General features: G+C 57.5%; 1 protein-coding gene. It reads left to right on the top strand.

Features of this window, described 5'->3' with window-relative positions; all coding sequences use genetic code 11:
* Positions 1-36 precede the first annotated feature (36 nt).
* Positions 37-965 (top strand): DDE-type integrase/transposase/recombinase (locus GO013_RS17560; protein WP_163813153.1); only part of this gene is annotated, 929 nt, incomplete at its 3' end.

The raw sequence follows: 965 nt of genomic DNA, 5'->3' as shown, positions 1-965 counted from the left end.
CTGTATCCCAACCATTGCTGGCAGGTGGATCCGTCCATGTGCGTTCTGTTTTACCTGCCCAAAGGCGGATTGAGTGTGATGGAGGAAAGCAAGTTCTACAAGAACAAGCTCCAGAACTTCCGCAAGACCGAAAAAGAACGGGTGTGGCGCTACGTCATAACCGACCACTACTCGGGCACGATCTATGTCCGATACGTCCAGGCCGCCGGTGAATCAGCCCAGGGTCTCGTCGATGTGTTCCTGGACGCCATCACTCCGCGCGGACTGAACGATCCCATGCACGGCGTTCCCGAACTGCTGGTCATGGACAAGGGCAGCGCAAATACCGCGCACCTGTTCACCAACCTGCTGGATCGGCTGGACGTGAAGTGGGACACCCATAAGGCGGGCAACCCGCGCGCCAAGGGGCAGGTGGAGTGCGGCAACAACATTGTTGAAACCAAATTCGAATCACGCCTGACCTTCCTCCGCGTTCAGACCGTGAAGGAATTGCAGGCCGAGGCGAACAAATGGTGCCAGCACTTCAATGCTCACGCCATTCACACTCGCACCCAAAGGACTCGAAATGATGTCTGGCTGACCATAACCGAGGACCAACTCAGGCTGGCTCCGTCCCTGGAACTCTGCCGCGAGTTGGTGACCACTCGTCCTGTAGAAGTATTGGTCAAACCGGACATGTCCATCACCCATTCCATCAAGGGGTTTGGCAGCAAGACTTACGACCTCCGCCACATCCCCGGACTGGTACCCCGGCTCAAGGTCGGCGTGGTGGTCAACCCGTACCGTGCCCCTGCGGTGGATGTCATCGTCCATACCCAAGGCGAAGACCTGATATGGACCGTTGAACCGGTCAAGATGGACGATGCTGGATTTTGGAAATCAGCACCGGTGTTCGGCCAGGAATACAAGGCCCAGCCCGATACTCTGGCAGACAAGCATGTCGCGGCCATTGACGAGGCAGCCGG

The organism is Pseudodesulfovibrio sp. JC047 (assembly GCF_010468615.1).
GTDB lineage: Bacteria > Desulfobacterota > Desulfovibrionia > Desulfovibrionales > Desulfovibrionaceae > Pseudodesulfovibrio.
Note: the sequence above shows the minus strand (reverse complement) of the source record. Positions and strands in the feature narration are given on the sequence as shown.